Source organism: Streptomyces sp. NPDC094034 (assembly GCF_040303865.1).
Classification (GTDB): domain Bacteria; phylum Actinomycetota; class Actinomycetes; order Streptomycetales; family Streptomycetaceae; genus Streptomyces.
Map to the genome: position 1 here is coordinate 279,229 of NZ_JBEOUD010000002.1, position 15,894 is coordinate 295,122.

The 15,894-nt window shown below is 71.2% G+C and carries 12 protein-coding genes; 4 read left to right on the forward strand and 8 right to left on the reverse strand.

The window, feature by feature from the left end; all coding sequences use genetic code 11:
- Window positions 1-692: 692 nt before the first annotated feature.
- Window positions 693-1,385: an iron-dependent transcriptional repressor DtxR gene (locus ABTZ59_RS03650; RefSeq protein WP_351389699.1), complete on the reverse strand. Its 693-nt coding sequence runs from the start codon at window positions 1,383-1,385 to the stop codon at window positions 693-695.
- 346 nt (window positions 1,386-1,731) lie between these two features.
- Between ABTZ59_RS03650 and ABTZ59_RS03655 the strand changes: the two genes are divergently transcribed.
- From ABTZ59_RS03655 to ABTZ59_RS03665, 3 genes are all read left to right on the forward strand, one after another.
- On the forward strand, window positions 1,732-2,487 hold the full coding sequence (locus tag ABTZ59_RS03655) for an SIS domain-containing protein (protein WP_351389702.1): 756 nt from the start codon (window positions 1,732-1,734) through the stop codon (window positions 2,485-2,487).
- Between the two features lie 604 nt (window positions 2,488-3,091).
- Window positions 3,092-3,676 carry a carbonic anhydrase gene (locus ABTZ59_RS03660; protein WP_351389707.1) on the forward strand — a complete coding sequence of 195 codons (585 nt, stop codon included), beginning with the start codon at window positions 3,092-3,094 and terminating at the stop codon, window positions 3,674-3,676.
- A 70-nt stretch (window positions 3,677-3,746) separates the two neighbouring features.
- Window positions 3,747-5,276, forward strand: a complete 1,530-nt coding sequence (locus ABTZ59_RS03665) for a SulP family inorganic anion transporter (protein WP_351389711.1) — start codon at window positions 3,747-3,749, stop codon at window positions 5,274-5,276.
- A gap of 147 nt (window positions 5,277-5,423) precedes the next feature.
- On the opposite strand, the gene ABTZ59_RS03670 is transcribed toward ABTZ59_RS03665, so the two are convergent.
- Complete coding sequence (locus tag ABTZ59_RS03670; protein WP_351389714.1) at window positions 5,424-6,902, reverse strand: PAS domain-containing protein; 1,479 nt, start codon at window positions 6,900-6,902, stop codon at window positions 5,424-5,426.
- Window positions 6,903-7,419: 517 nt separating this feature from the next.
- Complete coding sequence (gene pdxH, locus ABTZ59_RS03675) at window positions 7,420-8,055, reverse strand: pyridoxamine 5'-phosphate oxidase (protein ID WP_351390122.1); 636 nt, start codon at window positions 8,053-8,055, stop codon at window positions 7,420-7,422.
- A 334-nt stretch (window positions 8,056-8,389) separates the two neighbouring features.
- Here pdxH and ABTZ59_RS03680 point away from each other — a divergent pair, with 334 nt between their 5' ends.
- The gene (locus ABTZ59_RS03680; protein ID WP_351389717.1) at window positions 8,390-9,514 is read left to right on the forward strand and encodes a citrate synthase 2; all 1,125 of its coding nucleotides are present in this window, start codon (window positions 8,390-8,392) and stop codon (window positions 9,512-9,514) included.
- A gap of 122 nt (window positions 9,515-9,636) precedes the next feature.
- On the opposite strand, the gene ABTZ59_RS03685 is transcribed toward ABTZ59_RS03680, so the two are convergent.
- The 5 genes from ABTZ59_RS03685 to ABTZ59_RS03705 form a co-directional block, all read right to left on the reverse strand.
- The gene (locus ABTZ59_RS03685) at window positions 9,637-10,236 is read right to left on the reverse strand and encodes a TetR/AcrR family transcriptional regulator (protein WP_351389720.1); all 600 of its coding nucleotides are present in this window, start codon (window positions 10,234-10,236) and stop codon (window positions 9,637-9,639) included.
- A complete protein-coding gene (locus ABTZ59_RS03690) occupies window positions 10,224-10,988 on the reverse strand; it encodes an enoyl-CoA hydratase family protein (protein WP_351389724.1) in 765 nt (254 codons plus the stop codon). The genes ABTZ59_RS03685 and ABTZ59_RS03690 overlap by 13 nt, the downstream gene beginning before the upstream one ends.
- Window positions 10,985-12,595: an AMP-binding protein gene (locus ABTZ59_RS03695; RefSeq protein WP_351389727.1), complete on the reverse strand. Its 1,611-nt coding sequence runs from the start codon at window positions 12,593-12,595 to the stop codon at window positions 10,985-10,987. The genes ABTZ59_RS03690 and ABTZ59_RS03695 overlap by 4 nt, the downstream gene beginning before the upstream one ends.
- A 115-nt stretch (window positions 12,596-12,710) precedes the next feature.
- On the reverse strand, window positions 12,711-13,889 hold the full coding sequence (locus ABTZ59_RS03700; RefSeq protein WP_351389731.1) for an acyl-CoA dehydrogenase family protein: 1,179 nt from the start codon (window positions 13,887-13,889) through the stop codon (window positions 12,711-12,713).
- Window positions 13,886-15,886 (reverse strand): acetyl/propionyl/methylcrotonyl-CoA carboxylase subunit alpha, encoded by a 2,001-nt coding sequence (locus ABTZ59_RS03705; RefSeq protein WP_351389736.1) that lies wholly within the window; start codon window positions 15,884-15,886, stop codon window positions 13,886-13,888. Before ABTZ59_RS03705 ends, ABTZ59_RS03700 begins: the two co-directional genes overlap by 4 nt.
- Window positions 15,887-15,894 lie beyond the last annotated feature (8 nt).

Here is a 15,894-nt window from a genome sequence, read left to right on the forward strand (position 1 = left end):
AAAATATGAATCCCACGCGCAACACCGCTCGTTCGAGTGACCACGCTCCAGGATTGCCGGACGCGGCCCTGGGGAGATCTTCACCGGGAGGCGGGCCGCTCGGGGATGACGGTCCGAGGGGAATGACCCTGGGAGCTCGGGGCTCCGGGTCAGCGCAGGGGAGGACAGGCTCCGGTGCCGAAAGGCGCCGGAGCCGCCCCTTCGCGCAACACCCCGGCTCGTACCACGGCTCCTACCACCGGGCTCGCGCGGAGTGCGCGGAACACGCAACCGCCGCAGGTCATACGCGCCGTACCGCAGACGCGACACACAGTGCACACCCCCGCACAGGCGCATCACCCTGCTCCCTCCCGGCCGCGGGCCGCCCCGGAGCCGCACCCCCGGCCGGCACCTCAGGTCATATGCCTCTGCCACAGACTGGCACGCGAACGCCCAGCCGTCGCCCCCTCCGGCCGGAAAGCGCATACCCTCCGGCCACCGAGCGGCTCCCCTGAGTCACTCCTTTGGCCGGAAGTCTCCGCACACCCCCGTACACACACCTCGGGTACGCACACCCGCACGCACATCCGAGTACACACATCCGCGCGCGATCCACGCCCCCTCACACCGGAGCCCCGCCCGCCGCGGAGCCCCGCCCGCCGCCATGTGCGGTCGGCGGACGGCGCTCCTTCGACGACGGGACCCGGCGCGCCTCAGCGCTTGGCGACGAAGACGTGCGACGCCACCTCGGACTGAAGCTCCGCCGCCTCCCCGCTGCTCCCGACCAATACCCCAACGGGAGACTCCGTCACACTCACCACGGACCCGGGCTGTACGCCCGCGCGCCGCAGCGTGTACATCAGCTGGGCATCGGTCTGGATGGGCTCGCCGATCCGCCGCACCACGACCGTCTTGCCCTCGGCGCCCGGATCCAGCTCGGCGAGGCTCACCAGCCCCGCGTCCAGGAACGGGTCGGCCTCGGTCTTCTCGCCCAGCTCCTCCAGGCCCGGGATCGGGTTGCCGTACGGCGACTCCGTCGGGTGGCGGAGCAGTTCGAGCACGCGCCGCTCCACCGCCTCGCTCATCACATGCTCCCAGCGGCACGCCTCCGCGTGCACCTGCTCCCACTCCAGGCCGATCACATCGACCAGGAGACATTCGGCGAGCCTGTGCTTGCGCATGACGCGCGTCGCCAGCCGGCGTCCTTCCTCGGTCAGCTCCAGATGCCGGTCACCCGCGACCTGCACCAGTCCGTCGCGCTCCATACGGGCCACGGTCTGGCTGACCGTCGGCCCGCTCTGGTCGAGCCGCTCCGCGATCCGGGCGCGCATTGGGACCACACCTTCCTCTTCCAGCTCAAGGATGGTGCGGAGGTACATCTCCGTCGTGTCGATCAGTCCGGACATACATGCCCCTCGATAAATCGTGCGCTGGCCCTGACCCAATTCTGACGCATACCACCGACAACCGTGCCGTGCCGTGGTGAGCGGAAGGTGCGGGATCCCGATGCGGCGGGACAGCCATGTCGAGTCGCCGTATTGACAGAGCAATGGTCCAGACCTCAACGTGATCCGCGGCACAGACATTCCCCGCCCCCGCCCGGTCCCCCGTCCCGCCCCCGTCCCGCCCTGCTCCGACCCCGTCCCGCCGCCAGCGCCGGCACCCGGTCCACCCGTGCTCCACCCCCTGCTCCACCCTCTGCGCCACCCTCCTGTTCCGCCCTTGAAACCCCACCCTGGAAGGGCCTCCTCGATGAGCGAGAGCAACCTGGCCGGTCAGTTCTTCGATGCGGCGATCGGTCTGCTCCAGCGGGTACGCGACGAGGAGTCCGCCGGTATCGCCGCCGCCGGTACCGCCGTCGCCGACACCGTCGCCGCCGGGGGCCGGCTCTTCGCCTTCGGCGCCGGGCACTCCTCGCTCGCCGCGCAGGATGTCGTCTACCGGGCCGGCGGCTTCGCCGTGATGAATCTGCTCACGGTGCCCGGCGTGGTCGGCGTCGATGTCATGCCGGCCACCCTCGGCTCCGCGCTGGAGCGGGTCGACGGGCTGGCGAGCGCCGCGCTCGACTCCAGCCCCGCCCGTGCCGGGGACCTGCTGGTGATCATCTCCCTCTCCGGACGCAACGCGCTGCCCGTCGAGATGGCGATGAACGCGCGGGCGCTGGGGCTGACGGTCATCGGCGTGACGTCCGTGGCGTACGCGACGGAGACCAAGTCCCGGCATCTGACCGGGACCTATCTCAAGGACCACTGCGACATCGTGCTGGACAGCAAGATCGCGGTCGGCGACGCGGAGCTGACGGCCGAGGGCATCGAGGCTCCGTTCGCCCCGGCCTCGACCGTCGTCACCAGCGCCCTGATGCAGGCGATGATGGCCGCGGCGGCCGGGGAATTGGTCGAACGCGGAATCGAACCCCCGCTTCTGCGCTCGGGGAATGTCGACGGCGGGACCGAGTGGAATGGCAGGGTCATGACCGAGTACGGCGACCGCATCTTCTACCGCCACTAGAACGTTCTTACGGTAAAGAGAGGCGTGTGCAGAAAGAAATGCGACACACGCAACAGCGGAAACCGAGAGTGACGTCAGTGTGACATCTGGGGCCCGCGGGGGACATTCCCGCAGGCCCCAGCCTCCCCCCGGGTTCAGGAACCGCAACTTTGCGTCACCACGGGGGCACTTGGCGGAATTTTGATCTTTCACAGAGAAGTAATGTTCAGGCAAAGTAGAGGAGACTCCGGTGCGGCATCATCGGAGTTGACGATGTGTCGGACGCGTCGGCGCGTACTGCCGCGCCCGCACGGCACCACAGAAAGACCGAAGGACGGAAAGGGCGAGCTGTGAGAATCCGACGGGACCGCGAGTCCACCGTCAGACGCGGGACGACGGCTTCCTGACCGGTCGCCCGGACCACCGCACGGCAGCCGCGACGCCGGCCTCCCAACTGCCGCGATCCGGCAGGGCGCGACGCCCCCTCACACCTCACCCCTCACTCCCCCACCCTCGTACCTCAACCCTCACGTTCAACCCGCAGTTCTCGCACATCCGTTTCACCCCCCACTGACCCGACCACACCGCGCCCCGGCGAGCCCGCGGCCGCAGGAGGCAGGCCATCATGAAATCCCTCATCGACAACGCCCGTACCTTCTCCGTGCAGGTGGCTGAACGCCCCGACGAATTCCGAGATCTCGCGGCGGGGCAGACGCCGCAAGCCCTCTTCATCACCTGCTCGGACTCCCGTGTCATCCCCTCCCTCATCACCGGCGCCCGCCCCGGCGAGCTGTTCGAGCTGCGCACAGCGGGCAACATCGTTCCCCGCTACGACGCGGAGCGCCCCGGCGGTGAGACCGCCACCATCGAGTACGCGCTGCGCGTGCTCGACGTCCGTGACCTCGTCGTCTGCGGTCACTCGCACTGCGGCGCCGTGGGCGCCATGGTCCGCGGCGAGGACCTGTCGGCCGTTCCCGCCGTGCGCGGCTGGCTCGGCCTCGGTGCCTCCGAGCTGCCGTCGGCGCATGGCCTCGCCCATGCCGTGCAGCACCACGCGGCGGCCCAGCTCGACACCCTCAGGAGCTACCCCGCCGTGCGCGAACGCCTCGCGGAGGGCCGGCTCTCCCTGCACGCCTGGTACTACGAAGTGGATACGGGCGCGATCAGCGTCCACCGGCCCGAGCTGGGTGGGGAGTTCAGACCGCTGTGACGGCGGCCTCGGCATCGATCTCTCCCCACCTCCTGTCCGCTCGCGGACCGCACAGCTAGGACAACCCGTCATGCTCTCCCTCCCACTTCTGAAGGACCAGCGTGTCCTTCGGCGCGAGATACTCGCGTCCCTCGTCGTCTTCCTCGTCGCCCTGCCGCTCTGTGTGGGGGTGGCGGTCGCCTCCGGTGTCCCCGCCGAACTCGGCCTGGTCACCGGCATCGTCGGCGGACTCGTCGTGGGCTTCCTGCCCGGAAGCTCACTTCAGGTGAGCGGCCCCGCGGCCGGTCTCACGGTCCTCGTATACGAAGCCGTCAAGGAGTTCGGTGTCGGCACACTCGGCGCCATCGTCCTGGTGGCCGGACTGCTGCAACTGGCCCTCGGGGCCTTCGGCTTCGGCCGCTGGTTCCGGGCCATCTCGGTCGCCGTCGTCCAGGGGATGCTGGCCGGCATCGGCCTCGTTCTCGTGCTCGGCCAGGTGTACGCCATGGCCGACACCCCACAGCCGTCCGGCGGGCTCGACAAAATCGCCGGGCTGCCCGGACTCGCCGGCGACATCATCACCGACGGTACGACGCTGACCGCGTTCCTCATCGGAGCCGGGACCATCGCCGTACTGGTCCTCTGGCCCCGCCTCCCGGCCGGCGCCCGGATGATCCCGGGTCCGCTGGCCGCCGTGGCGCTGGCCACCGCCGCGGTCTTCCTGCTGGATCTGTCGGTCGCCAAGGTCGAGGTACAGGGGCTGCTGGAGTCCATACAACCGCCCGGGCTCGACGAGTTCGGGCAGCTCGCGAGCGTGGCCGCCATCGGCACCGTCCTCGCGTTCACCCTGATCGCCTCGGCGGAGAGCCTGTTCAGCGCCGCGGCGGTGGACCGTATGCATGACGGCCCGCGCACGGACTACAACAAGGAACTCATGGCGCAGGGCGTGGGGAACACGGTCTGCGGAGCGCTCGGCGCGCTGCCGATGACCGCGGTGATCGTACGCAGCTCCGCCAACGTCCAGGCAGGCGCGCGGACTTCACTCTCCCGGATCCTGCACGGCCTGTGGCTGCTGCTGTTCGCCGCGCTGCTGCCGGCGGCCATCGGCATCATCCCGCTCGCGGCGCTCGCCGGTGTCCTGGTGCACGCGGGCTGCAAGCTCGTACCGTTCAAGGATCTGCGCCCGCTGTGGCGGGAGCACCGCGGCGAGGTGGTGATCCTCACCATCACGGCGCTGGCGATCCTGGTCACGAACCTCTTCGAGGGCGTGGTCCTCGGGCTGCTGCTCGCGGTCGTCAAGACCGCCTGGGAGATCTCCCACCTCCATGTCGACGTCCATGAACTCACGGGCGGCCGGATGGTGGTGTCGGTCACCGGCAACGCGACCTTCCTGCGGCTGCCGCGCATCATGGAGCAGTTGGAGGCGCTGCCGAAGGACCGTCCCATCGAGCTGGATCTGTCCGGCCTGCGCCATGTCGACCACGCGTGCCGCATCGCTCTGGAGAACTGGGCGCTGCGGCACAACGACGCGGAGACGGAACCGGTCAGGATGCTGCCTCCGGAGACGGCGTCCCTCCGGGAGGGCGGCCCGGCGGCGGGCCCCAGAACGGGCGCGTCCTGACGGTACGTCAGTACGGGAAGTACCGGACGGCACGCGCGGCGGCGCAGGCATGACGACGCCGCCCGTGCCGTCCGTCGCCATGTCCGTGGCGATGCCGTCTCAGGTCACCGTTCCAGGTCACCGTCTCAGGACCCGCAGGACCTCACCTCAGTCGGACAGGACGTCGAAGAGATCCAGGGCCGCCGCCACGCGGATCGTGACATCCTCCGCGTACACCGCGTCCGGTCGTTCGAAGGTGGCCCGGCTCGCTCCCCGCAGAAACGTCACCACCCCCAGCGACCGGCCCCGGCTGCGCAGCACCGTACACAGGGCGTGCACCGAGTCCGGTGGCCACTGCCGCGAGGTCGCCCAGGCCGGGGAGGGGACCGCGCCAGGCGCCGGCGCGGAGGCGGCCGAACCGGCCGACGCGCCAGGGGCGCTCGCGCGTACCGAGCCATTGCGGTCCATCGCCTGAAGCGCCGGATGCCCGGTCACATACCGCACCGGTATCCCGCCCGTCTCGACGGGCATGCCCTGCCCCGACCCGCCACCGGACGGCGTCTCCGCCACCCGCACCAGCCTTACGGGGGCCGCCGACCCGTCCGGCCGCTCCCCCGCCACCAGATCGATCAGCGCGTGATCCGCGAATCCCGCCAGCGCGAAGTCCAGATAGACCGTCGCCGCCTCCAACGGATCCTCGCACTCCGCCGCCGCACGCCCCGCCCGGTACAGCTGGCTGGAACGGAACCGCAGCCGGTCCGCCTCCTGCGCCGCCAGCTTCGACTCCGTCACATCCTGGAACATCCATCCCACGCCCAGCGGCACCGGCTCCTCCGCCAGCGGAGACGCCAGCCGCAGGAATCCGCTGCGCCAGCAGCGCCGCCGCTCCCCGTCCGCCACGGGCACCGACACCCACAGCTCGGCGGGCGACTTCGGCGCTCCTTCCGCGAGCACATGGTGGAGCGCGGCCTCCACCTCCTCGACGCCCCGCACGACGAGCTCGCCCAACGGCCGGCCGAGCAGCGAGCCGCGCCCGGGACCGAACGCGCGCGCCGCGTATCCATTGACGACGGTCGGCCGCAGATCGACGTCCACGAGCACGACACCCCAGGACGCGTCGTCGAAAAGCGCCTCGCTCAGCGCGATGGACCGCTCCAGATCGATCTGCTCATGGACCTCGCTGAAGGCGCTGTAGACCCCGGCGGGCTTGCCGTCGGCCCCGCGCATCCCGGACGACTGGGTCCGTATCAGCACCCGGCCGCCGTCCTTGCGCAGCAGCGCGAACTCGTCCACCTGCCGCCCGGGCGTATCCATCACGGCCATCAGCCGCGCCCGCACCTCGTCCGCGTCGGCGGTACGCGCCGCCCATCCGGCGAAGCCCTGCCGCCCGACGGCCTCCTCGGCGGACCAGCCGAGTATCCGCTCGGCCTCGCGGTTCCAGTGGGTGATCACGCCGTCCGCGTCAAAGGCGCACAGGGCCGCGTCCATACCGTCGAGCAACGCCGCGAGCAGATCGGATCCGGCCTCGTCCCGCTCCGCCCCGCCGCCGCCACCCGCACCGGCTCCGGCACCGCTCTCCGACTCGGGATCGGGATCCGGCTCGTCCGGCCCGCGCGGATCGGTGGTCTCACTCCGAGAAGCACTCATCCTGGCACCCCCTGCAGGGCGTCTCCGCCTGTGCTGACGCACGCCCGATCATTCAACTCGAACGTGACTCAGCACACACAAGGTTCCCCGAAATCGTCGCACCCCAAAAGCCGTCCCGCACACCGGCTACCACACGCCATGGGGAATCGATCAGGGTTTCGATGAGGAACACGCATACGAGCGTACCCGGCATCCTTTGAGCGCATGCCCGTCGTACCAGGCACGACGGGCGGCAGCGCCGGACTCCTTCATAAATTCGCTTGAAGGTCCCCAGGGCCCCTCCTAAGGTGTGACTCACACTGAAAGGAGGTGATTCGGAAGTGATTTCTTTCCGGACTCGTGAGGTGGCTGCGGGCTGACGGCCCGTTGTCGCACTCAGTGCGGAGCCGGTAACCGCCGGCCCAATCCACAGCAGTCACCGCCCCGCGGGCTCGCCGGTACGTCCGGCCGGCTCCTCTTCGGAGGAACCCGAGCCCGCGGGGTACTGCTTTTTCCACGGGCATCCGCGGACGTCCGTCTACGGGCAGAGCCGCTCCACCCGCCAGCCGGCGCCCTCGCCGTCGCCTCCGCGTACGTAGCGCAGCCGGTCGTGGAGCCGGTTCTCATGCCCCTGCCAGAACTCGACGGTCACCGGTGTGACGCGGTAGCCGCCCCACTGCGGGGGCACCGGCACCTGCTCGTCCTCCCGGTAGCGGGATGCCAGCGCGTCGTAGCGCTGAAGCAGTTCCTCGCGGGAGGCGATCGGGCTGGACTGGTCACTGGCCCAGGCACCGAGCTGGGAGCCGTGCGGGCGGGTGCGGAAGTACGCGGCGGTCTCGTCGCGGCCGGTGCGCTCGGCGGTGCCCGTGATGGTGATCTGGCGGGCCAGGGGGTGCCAGGGAAAGAGCAGCGAGACGGACGGGTTCGACTCGATCTCGCCGCTCTTGCGGGACGTGTAGTTCGTGAAGAAGACGAAGCCCCGGTCGTCGTACGCCTTCAGCAGCACCATGCGCGAGGAAGGCCGGCCATCGGGGGTGGCCGTCGCGACGACCATCGCGTTCGGCTCGTGGAAGCCCGCGCTCACCGCGTCCTTGAACCAGCGGGCGAACTGGTCCATCGGCGCGGGCGCGAGGTCCTGCTCCAGGAGCGGGGTGGTGCGGTACTGCTCGCGCATCGCGGCGGGGTCCGCGGGATCGGCGGCATCGGCGGGATCGACGGGATCCGGAGTCTCGTAAGGCACGCGGCCATCCTGCCGCAGGCTCAGTTTTCCCGGCACCGGGTGCCGCTAATCCCCGGGGGCGGAAGTCTGGCAGTGTGCCGGTTATCACGCTTCCCCGCATCGGAGGAACCCGCCAAAATCTTGGGGCGGGCCACTGTGGCCTTCGTACACCAAGAGCTATCGTTCCTGCCTCCCGGACGTACCCGACTCCCGGACGGCTGCCGCAGGGGGCATCCACCGGGGGTGACCGACCCGCCGAAGTCCGCCCCCACCTCAGAGGAGCCGCCTGATGTCCGCTTCCGACACCTCCTTGGACAACTCGTTCGTCCCCGGACTCGAAGGAGTCGTCGCGTTCGAGACGGAGATCGCCGAACCGGACAAGGCGGGCGGCTCGCTCCGCTACCGGGGCGTCGACATCGAGGATCTCGTCGGCCAGGTGTCCTTCGGCAATGTGTGGGGGCTGCTGGTCGACGGGGCGTTCGCGCCCGGTCTGCCGCCCGCCGAGCCGTTCCCCATCCCGATCCACTCCGGTGACATCCGGGTCGACGTCCAGTCCGCGCTGGCGATGCTCGCGCCCGTGTGGGGGCTGAAACCGCTCCTCGACATCGATGAGCGGACGGCGCGTGAGGATCTGGCGCGTGCCGCGGTGATGGCGCTCTCGTACGTCGCCCAGTCGGCCCGCGGTCAGGGGGTGCCGATGGTGCCGCAGAGCGAGATCGACAAGGCCGAGTCCGTCGTCGAACGCTTCATGATCCGCTGGCGCGGAGAGCCCGACCCCCGGCATGTGCGGGCCGTCGACGCCTACTGGACCTCGGCCGCCGAGCACGGAATGAACGCCTCCACATTCACCGCCCGGGTCATCGCGTCCACCGGCGCCGATGTGGCCGCGGCCCTGTCGGGTGCGGTCGGCGCCATGTCGGGGCCGCTGCACGGCGGCGCGCCCTCGCGGGTCCTCGGCATGATCGAGGAGATCGAGCGCACCGGCGACGCGACGGCGTACGTCAAGCACGCCCTGGACAAGGGCGAGCGGCTGATGGGCTTCGGGCACCGGGTCTACCGGGCCGAGGACCCGCGGGCGCGGGTGCTGCGGCGTACGGCTCGGGAGCTGGCCGCGCCGCGGTTCGAGGTGGCGGAGGCGCTGGAGAGGGCCGCGCTGGACGAGCTGCACGCGCGCAGGCCCGACCGGGTGCTCGCGACGAACGTCGAGTTCTGGGCGGCGATCGTGCTGGACTTCGCGGAGGTCCCGGCGCACATGTTCACCTCGATGTTCACCTGTGCCCGTACGGCCGGCTGGTCGGCGCACATCCTGGAGCAGAAGCGCACGGGCCGGCTGGTGCGTCCTTCGGCGCGCTATGTGGGGCCCGGGACGCGGAGCCCGCGTGAGATCGAGGGGTACGACGCGATCGCGCGCTGAGCGCCGGGCGACCGGCGCCGGACGGACTCCGGTCCCCGTCGGACCAACGGACTTCCTGCCCCGTCGGACCATCCGACGGGGCAGGCCGGAGGCCGGTCCCGTCAGCCGGACGGCCGGTCCCGTCAGCCGAGCACGCCGTCCAGGATCCGCGCCCACTGCGCCACGACCCGCTCCCGCCGCCGCGCGTCGTCCGTCAGGAGCGTCGCCAGACCCAGGCCGCGCGCCATGTCGAGCAGCCCCTGCACGGTCTCGCGTACGCCGGGCACGGACTCGTCGGCGCCCAGCAGTTCGACCGCGATCCGATGGGACTCGCGGCCGACCCGGGCCTCCAGTTCGGTGACGCGGGGCCGCAGCTGGTCCTCGTCGGAGGCCGCGACCCACAGGTGCAGCGCCGCGCGGAACAGCGGGCCCGTATAGAGCGCGACGATGCCCTCGACCGCCGCGTGGCGGTGCCCTGGCCCGGCCGGGACCAGGGCGCGCAGCGCGGCGGACCGTTCCTCCGCCACATACTCGACGGCCGCGGTGAACAGGTCCTCCCGGGTCGGGAAGTGGTGCTGCGCCGCCCCGCGCGAGACACCCGCGCGCTCGGCGACGACGGCGACCGTGGATCCCGCCCAGCCGTACTCGGCGAGGCAGGCCACGGCCGCCTCCAGCAGTCCGCGCCGGGTGGCGCGGCTACGGTCCTGTTTCGGCGCGGCCCGGACAGGACCTATCGCACCCACGAGGCGTCCCGCCGTTCGAGGAACGCCGTGATGCCCTCGCGCGCCTCCGCCGTCACGAAGAGCGAGGCGGAGCGCTGGACAAGATCCTCGGCGTATCGCTCGAAGGCGTTCAGCACACCGACCGTGAGCAGCTTCTTGGACTCGGCCAGCCCTTGCGGCGAGGCCCTGCGCAGTCCGTCGAGTACGGGCGCGAGCGCGGCGTCCACATCGTCCGCGGCCTCGGTGATCACCCCGGCGGAAGCGGCGCGCTCGGCGTCGAAGCGCTCGCCGGTGAGGTAGTAGCGGGCCGCCGCGCGCGGTTCCACGCGGGGCAGCAGCGGCAGCGAGATCACGGCCGGGGCGACCCCGATCCGTACCTCCGTGAAGGCGAAGTCGGACGCACGGTCGGCGACGGCGATGTCGCACGCGCCGAGCAGCCCGATGCCACCGGCCCGGACATGGCCGCTGACACGCGCGACGACCGGCTTCGGCAGCTCGACGATCTGCCGCATCAGGGCGATGAAGGTGTACGGGTTGGCCGGTTCCTTCAGATCGGCGCCCGCGCTGAAGGTGGTGCCGGTGTGGGTGAGCAGCACGGCCCGTACGGCCGGGTCCTTGGCGCAGGCCGTGAGGGCGTCACCGAGCGCGTCGACGAGCCGCGCCGACAGGGCGTTGCGGTTCGCCGGTGAGTCCAGGGTCAGTGTGGTGATGCCCCGCTCGTGCGCCGTGGTGACCAGCGCGGGCCCGGACGCCGGTGGCTGCGTCTGCGTCACGTGTTCTTCCTCTCGCGGTCCCGCGCTTCCCGGTCCCTCAGTTCGCGCTCCCTCAGTTCACGTCTGAGGATCTTTCCGGAGGCGGCGCGGGGTACGCCTCCGACGAATTCGACCCGGCGGACCTTCTTGTACGGGGCGACGCGTTCGGCGACGAAGGCCATGACGTCCTCCTCCGTGAGCACGTCCGCACCCGACTGACGGACAATGTATGCCTTGGGCACCTCATTGCCGTCCTCGTCATGGACCCCGATCACCGCCGCGTCCGCGATGCGCTCATGGGTGAGCAGCAGCGCCTCCAGATCGGCGGGGGCGACCTGGAATCCCTTGTACTTGATCAGCTCCTTGACCCGGTCGACGACGAACAGCCAGCCGTCGGCGTCCACCCGGCCCACATCGCCGGTGTGCACCCAGCCCGCGTCGTCGATCAGCTCGGCGGTGGCCTCGGCGCGGCCGAGGTATCCCTTCATGACCTGCGGGCCGCGCATGAGGATCTCGCCCTCCGCGCCCGGGTCGAGGTCCTTGTCCGGGTCGTCCAGCGCGACGACGCGCAGCTCCGTACTGGGCAGGAGCTTGCCGACGGCGCCAGGCGGCGGGTTCTCGGCGGTCAGCGGCACCACATGCGTGCCGGGTGACAGCTCCGTCATGCCGTACGCCTGCCGTACGGGCGGGAGCCCGAGCCGGGCAGAACAGGCGGCGGCGAGCCGGGCGTCCAGCGGGGCCGCGGCGCTCAGGACGTAGTCGAGCGAGGACAGGTCGTACCGCGCGACGGCAGGGTGCTTGGCCAGCGCGAGGACTATGGGCGGGGCGACGTACAGGCCGTTGATGCGGTGCTTCTCGATGGCCGCGAGGAACTGGTCGAGATCGAAGCGGGGCAGGACGACGACCGTCGCGCCGTGCCGCAGCGGCGCGTTCATCAGGGCGGTCAGCCCGTAGATGTGGAAGAACGGCAGAACGGCGAGGATACGGTCGCCCGGCCTCATGGGCATGACCGGTTCGAGCTGCGCGAGATTGGTGGCGATCGAGCGGTGCGTCAGCATGACGCCCTTGGGGACGCCGGTGGTGCCGGAGGAGTACGGCAGGGCCGCGATGTCCTCGACCGGGTCGATGGCGATCTCGGGTTCGGGGGCCGTCGACCGCGCCAGGTCCAGGATCGAGCGGTGCCCCTCCGCCCGGTCGCAGACGAAGATCTCCTCGATGCCGCCGACGAGTTCGGCCGATCTGCGGGCCGCGTCGAGCAGCGGCGAGACGGTGACGATCCAGCGGGCGGCGGAGTCGCGCAGCTGGGTGGCGAGTTCTTCGGGCGTGGCGAGGGGGTGGACGGTGGTGACGGAGGCGCCGGCGCGCGTGGCCGCGTAGAAGACGGCGGGGTACGCCACGGTGTTCGGGCTGTGCAGGGCGAGGACGTCTCCCTTGCGCACCCCGGCGTCGGTGAACGCGGCGGCGATCCGGCGGTGGCGGGCGTCGAGCTCGGCGTACGTCATGCTCGTGCCGCTCACGCCGTCGACGAGGGCGACGGTGTCGCCGAATGTGGCCGCCCGGCCGAGCACGGCCTCGTGGATGGGCAGTTCGACGGCCGGGACATCCGCGTACTCGCTGTGGAACACCATGACGACCCTTCGACGCGGTGGACGTGCGGCGTGCTGGCCTACTGGACGTGCGGATGTACGGACGCGCCGACGCTCCGACGCGCTGGACATACCGGGAGAGACAGAATCCCCTGTGTCAGTAGGACTTGGGGAGACCCAGGGACTGATGGGATACGTAGTTCAGGATCATTTCCCGGCTGACGGGCGCGATCCGGGCCACCCGGGCGGCCGTGATGAGGGACGCCAGCCCGTATTCACGGGTGAGCCCGTTGCCACCGAGGGTGTGTACGGCCTGGTCGACGGCCCTGACGCAGGCTTCTCCCGCGGCGTACTTGGCCATGTTGGCGGCCTCGCCCGCGCCGGTGTCGTCGCCCGCGTCGTAGAGGTGGGCGGCCTTGCGCATCATGAGACGCGCGAGTTCGAGTTCGATATGGGCCTGGGCGAGCGGGTGCGCGATGGCCTGGTGGGCGCCGATGGGCTCCTTCCACACCTGACGGGTCCTCGCGTACTCGACGGCCCGGTCCAGCGCGTAGCGGCCCATGCCGAGGGCGAACGCGGCGGTCATGATCCGCTCGGGGTTGAGCCCGGCGAAGAGCTGGAGCAGCCCGGCGTCCTCGTCGCCGACGAGCGCGTCGGCGGGCAGCCGTACGTCATCGAGGACCAGTTCGAACTGCTTCTCCACGGCGTGGAGTTCCATCTCGATCGGGGAGCGGTGGAAGCCCTCGGTGTCGCGGGGGACGATGAACAGGCAGGGCTTGAGGCTGCCGGTCCGCGCGTCCTCGGTACGGCCGACGACGAGGGTCGCGTCGGCGATGTCGACACCGGAGATGAAGACCTTGCGGCCGTTCAGCACCCAGTCGTCGCCGTCCCTGCGCGCCGTGGTCGTGATCCGGTGCGAGTTGGAGCCGGCGTCGGGTTCGGTGATGCCGAAGGCCATGGTGAGGGAGCCGTCCGCGAGACCGGGCAGCCACCGCCGCTTCTGTTCGTCCGTACCGAAGCGGGAGATCACGGTGCCGCAGATGGCGGGCGAGACGACCATCAGCAGCAGCGGGCAGCCGGCGGCCCCCAACTCTTCCAGCACCAGGGAGAGTTCGGTGATCCCGCCGCCTCCCCCGCCATACTCCTCGGGGAGGTTCACGCCGAGGTAGCCGAGCTTGCCGGCCTCGCGCCACAGGGTCTCGCGGTCGTATCCGCGTCCGTGGCGGCGGCCGAGGGCGGCGACGGCGGCGCGCAGCGCGGTGTGCTCTTCGCTCTCGATGATGCCGCTGCCGCTCGGACTGTGGCTGCTGTGGCTGCTGTGGCTGCTGTGGCTCATGGTGATGATTCCTCCTGTACGTCGGTATCGGTGACGACAGCGAGCAGGGCGCCGACCTCGACCTGACGGCCGGGGACGGCGTGGAGCGCGGTGAGCGTGCCGGAGGCGGGAGCGGTGACGCGGTGCTCCATCTTCATGGCCTCCAGCCAGATGAGCGGCTGCCCGGCGGTGACCCGGGCGCCTTCGGCCAGCCCGGGGGCCAGTCGTACGACGGTCCCGGGCATCGGCGCGAGCAGCGATCCGGGCGGGGTGCGGTGGCCGGTCTCCTCGAACCGCGGCCGGGCGATCAGCCGGTACGCGCCGGTGGCGCTGTCCACATGGACCTCGTCGCCGTACGCGCGGACGTCGAAGTGCCGTACGACACCGCCGACGTCGAGGCTGACGCGGTGCGGCGCGACGGCGATGACCTGTACGTCGTCGCCTTCGTCGGCCTCCACGACAAAACCGTCCCGGGTGGCCCGGTAGCGCACCTCGTGGTCCCCGTATGTCTTGCGCTGCGCGGGCGCGCCCACATTGCGCCAGCCGCCGAGCCGCGCGGGCAGCGCCTCGCCGGTGGTACGGGTACGGGTCGCCGCGTCGGCGAGCGCGGCGGCGACGGCGGCGTGCCGCTCGCCGGGGACGGGGGTGGTGAGCACGTCGAGATGCCGTTCGTAGAAGCCGGTGTCGAACCGGGCTTCGGTGACGTCGGGGTGGGCGAGCGACCGTACGAGCAGGTCCCGGTTGGTGCCAGGGCCGTGCACCCGGGCGCGGCGCAGCGCGTGGCGGAGCCCGCGCAGCGCCTCGGCGCGCGTGGGCGCCCAGACGATGACCTTCGCGAGCATGGCGTCGTAGTGCGTCCCGATGGTGTCGCCGTGCGTGTAGCCGGTGTCGACGCGCAGGCGTGGGGCGGAGAGGGCCGTCGGAGCAAGCCCCGGCGCCCGGTCCGGCGCCCGGCCCGCCACCTGTCCGGGCACCTCCAGCGCGTGCAGCCGCCCCGTCTGAGGGGCCCACCGCGCCGCCGGGTCCTCCGCGTAGAGCCGCGCCTCCACCGCGTGCCCCTGGGCGGCCGGCGGTCGCGTGGGCAGCGCGGCGCCCTCCGCGACGGCGAGTTGCAGGGCCACCAGATCCAGCCCGAACACCTCTTCCGTCACCGGGTGTTCGACCTGGAGGCGGGTGTTCATCTCCAGGAAGTACGGCCGCCCCTCGGGCGAGATCAGGAACTCGACCGTGCCCGCGCCCCGGTAGTCGACCGCGCGGGCCGCGGCCACGGCCGCCTCGCGCAGTACCGCACCCAGTCCGTCCGGGAGACCGGGTGCCGGACACTCCTCGATCACCTTCTGGTGTCTGCGTTGCAGGGAGCAGTCCCGGGTGCCCAGCGCCCACACCGTGCCGTGCGCGTCCGCCAGGATCTGCACCTCCACATGTCTGCCGCGCTCCACATAGGGCTCGGCGAAGACCTCCCCGTCCCCGAACGCGGCTGCGGCCTCCGCCGACGCGGCCGTCAACTCTCCGTCCAGCGAGGAGAGTTCACGCACGATCCGGATCCCTCGGCCACCACCGCCCGCCGCCGCCTTCAGCAGCAGCGGCAGGTCGGCCGCGGTGACGGCGGCCGGATCCACCGGCGCCATCAGCGGTACGCCCGCCGCCGCCATCAGCTCCTTCGCCCGGGTCTTGGACGCCATCGCCTCGATCGCGCCCGGCGGCGGTCCGACCCAGACGAGGCCCGCGTCCAGCACCGCCCGCGCGAACTCCGCGTTCTCGGAGAGGAACCCGTACCCCGGATGCACCGCGTCGGCGCCCGCCGCGAGCGCCGCCTTCACGATCAGATCGCCGCGCAGATAGGTGTCGGCCGGCGCGGCCCCCGGCAGTCGTACGGCCGCGTCCGCCTCCCGTACGTGCAGCGCGCCCGCGTCGGCGTCCGAGTGGACCGCGACGGTGGCGATCCCCCGCTCCCGGCAGGTCCGGAAGACCCGGCAGGCGATCTCGCCCCGGTTGGCGACGAGCAAGGACTCGATCATCTGGGACC

Bases quoted from the DNA above. Each gene is read 5' to 3' on its own strand.
- ABTZ59_RS03660 (WP_351389707.1), top strand. From the start codon at position 3,092: ATGAAATCCCTCATCGACAACGCCCGTACCTTCTCCGTGCAGGTGGCT.
- ABTZ59_RS03650 (WP_351389699.1), bottom strand. From the start codon at position 1,385: ATGTCCGGACTGATCGACACGACGGAGATGTACCTCCGCACCATCCTT.
- ABTZ59_RS03680 (WP_351389717.1), top strand. From the start codon at position 8,390: ATGTCCGCTTCCGACACCTCCTTGGACAACTCGTTCGTCCCCGGACTC.
- pdxH (WP_351390122.1), bottom strand. From the start codon at position 8,055: ATGCGCGAGCAGTACCGCACCACCCCGCTCCTGGAGCAGGACCTCGCG.
- ABTZ59_RS03655 (WP_351389702.1), top strand. From the start codon at position 1,732: ATGAGCGAGAGCAACCTGGCCGGTCAGTTCTTCGATGCGGCGATCGGT.
- ABTZ59_RS03700 (WP_351389731.1), bottom strand. From the start codon at position 13,889: ATGAGCCACAGCAGCCACAGCAGCCACAGCAGCCACAGTCCGAGCGGC.
- ABTZ59_RS03705 (WP_351389736.1), bottom strand. From the start codon at position 15,886: ATGATCGAGTCCTTGCTCGTCGCCAACCGGGGCGAGATCGCCTGCCGG.
- ABTZ59_RS03695 (WP_351389727.1), bottom strand. From the start codon at position 12,595: ATGGTGTTCCACAGCGAGTACGCGGATGTCCCGGCCGTCGAACTGCCC.
- ABTZ59_RS03670 (WP_351389714.1), bottom strand. From the start codon at position 6,902: ATGAGTGCTTCTCGGAGTGAGACCACCGATCCGCGCGGGCCGGACGAG.
- ABTZ59_RS03665 (WP_351389711.1), top strand. From the start codon at position 3,747: ATGCTCTCCCTCCCACTTCTGAAGGACCAGCGTGTCCTTCGGCGCGAG.